Origin of the sequence: Nocardiopsis sp. TNDT3, from assembly GCF_003427465.1 — a bacterium.
Classification (GTDB): domain Bacteria; phylum Actinomycetota; class Actinomycetes; order Streptosporangiales; family Streptosporangiaceae; genus Nocardiopsis; species Nocardiopsis dassonvillei.
The window spans coordinates 1-1798 of the sequence record NZ_QPFC01000208.1 but is presented as its reverse complement, the minus strand read 5'-3'; the positions used below and the strand labels follow the sequence as shown (position 1 = coordinate 1798).

2 protein-coding genes are annotated in these 1798 nt (G+C 76.8%); one reads left to right on the top strand and one right to left on the bottom strand.

Annotated elements, in window-relative coordinates:
- The coding region (locus DQW06_RS05655; RefSeq protein ID WP_117198094.1) for an FAD-dependent oxidoreductase at positions 1-507 on the bottom strand (507 nt) is incomplete at its 3' end.
- A gap of 197 nt (positions 508-704) precedes the next feature.
- Here DQW06_RS05655 and DQW06_RS05650 point away from each other — a divergent pair.
- Positions 705-1796 carry a DUF4349 domain-containing protein gene (locus DQW06_RS05650; protein ID WP_210745620.1) on the top strand — a complete coding sequence of 364 codons (1092 nt, stop codon included), beginning with the start codon at positions 705-707 and terminating at the stop codon, positions 1794-1796.
- Positions 1797-1798: the final 2 nt, after the last annotated feature.

Here is a 1798-nt window from a genome sequence, read left to right as displayed (position 1 = left end):
CACGCCGCCCAGGAGGGGCTCGACGAGGCGGTCGACGACCTCCGGGCCCATGCGGGCCCCGACGTAGTCGGCGACGGACACGTCGCCGCGCACCGGCGTGCGCGGGAGCACGAGGTCGAGTCCGGCCCGCAGGGTTCCGGCCCCGGAGAGCACCCCGCTGCGGGCGAGCGCGCGCAGGTCGCCGGGCACGCCCATGAGCTGGCCCTTGGGCAGGGGGCGCACCCGTCCGCGGCTGTAGACGGCGGCGGCGCCGGGGCCGGGGTGCACCACCCGGTCGTCCAGGCCCAGCTCGGAGAACAGGTCCAGCGCCTCGGGGCGGCGGGCGAGCACCGCCTCGGCGCCCGCGTCCACGGACACCCCCGCCACCGGTGAGGCGCGCAGCTTGCCCCCGGGGGCGTCGGAGGCCTCCACCACGGTGACGGCGGCGCCCAGACCACGGAGGCGGTGCGCGGCGGTGAGTCCGGAGACCCCGCCCCCGACCACGACGACGTGCGGTGCTTCAGGCATACCCCCAGCTTCCCAGATGACCTGGGTCACCGTGATCCGCCTTCCCCCGCGACACCCCGTGATCCGCGTCGCGCCCGCGTCGGGTCCGCGCGCGGCTTCCCGGGCGGTCCGGGGCGGCCCCGCCGCCGCACGCCGCCGTTGCCGGGTCGTTACCACGGCGCCGCAACGGGACCGCGGCGGAGCACGTCGAAGCGGGCATGGTTACCTCAGCCCTCCCCCCGGCCCGGCGTGTCGCCGGGACCGTGCTCTCCGTGGGCCTGGCGGCCCTCCTGGCCACGTCCTGCGCCTCCCCCATGTCCGACGGCGGCGCCGGGGCCGTCAACGAGTCCGCGGCCGTGGCCCCAGAGTCCGCTGACCGGGCGCTGCCCGAGGAGCAGGCGGGCCCGGAGTCCGCCGAGGAGGGCGGCGGCTCGGCCGTCGGCTCCGAGGTGGAGATCGGCGACCGGGAACTGGTCCACACCGCCGATCTGTCGGTACGGGTCGAGGACGTGTCCGAGGCGGTCGGGCTCGCCAAGGAGCTGACCCTGGACGCGGGCGGCTACGTCGCCTCGGAGCGGGTGTCGACCCCCCGGGGCGGTTCCCCCGAGGGGTCGCTGACGCTGCGCATCCCGGGCGACGGCTACGAGGGCGCCCTGGAGGAGCTGTCGCGGTTGGGCGACCGCTCCGACCTGGAGCGGTCGGTGCAGGACGTCACCGAGGAGGTGGCCGACGTCGAGAGCCGCATCGAGTCCTCCGAGACCGCCCTGGAGACGCTGCGCGGCTACCTGGAGGAGGCCGAGAACGTCGACGAGCTGCTGCGGGTGGAGGGCGAGATCCAGGACCGCCAGGCGGAGCTGGAGGCCTTCCAGGCGCGGTTGGAGACGCTGCGCGACCAGACGGCGTACTCGACGGTGAACCTGACCCTGCTGCCTCCGGAGACCTACCTGGAGGAGCCCTCGGAGGACTCCATCGGCTTCCTCGGCGGCCTGGAGCGCGGCTGGCGGGCGCTGGTGACCTTCGGCGGGGGCGTGGCCGTGGTCGTGGGCTGGCTGCTGCCGTTCCTGGTGGTGGCCGCCGTGCTGGGCGCGGGACCGCTGTGGTGGTACCGCTCGCGTCGGCGCGCGTCCGCGAAGGGCGCCTCCTCCACGGACGGCAGGACCGGCTCCGCGAAGGGCGCCGCCCCGGTGGGCGCCGCGTCCGACCGTCCGGCCCCGGGCCGCCCCTCGGGCGGCGCCGAGGACACCGCGAAGGACAAAGGCCCCGGCACGTCCTCCGGGCCCGGCGGAAGGCCGCCCGGGGACGGGGGGTGAAC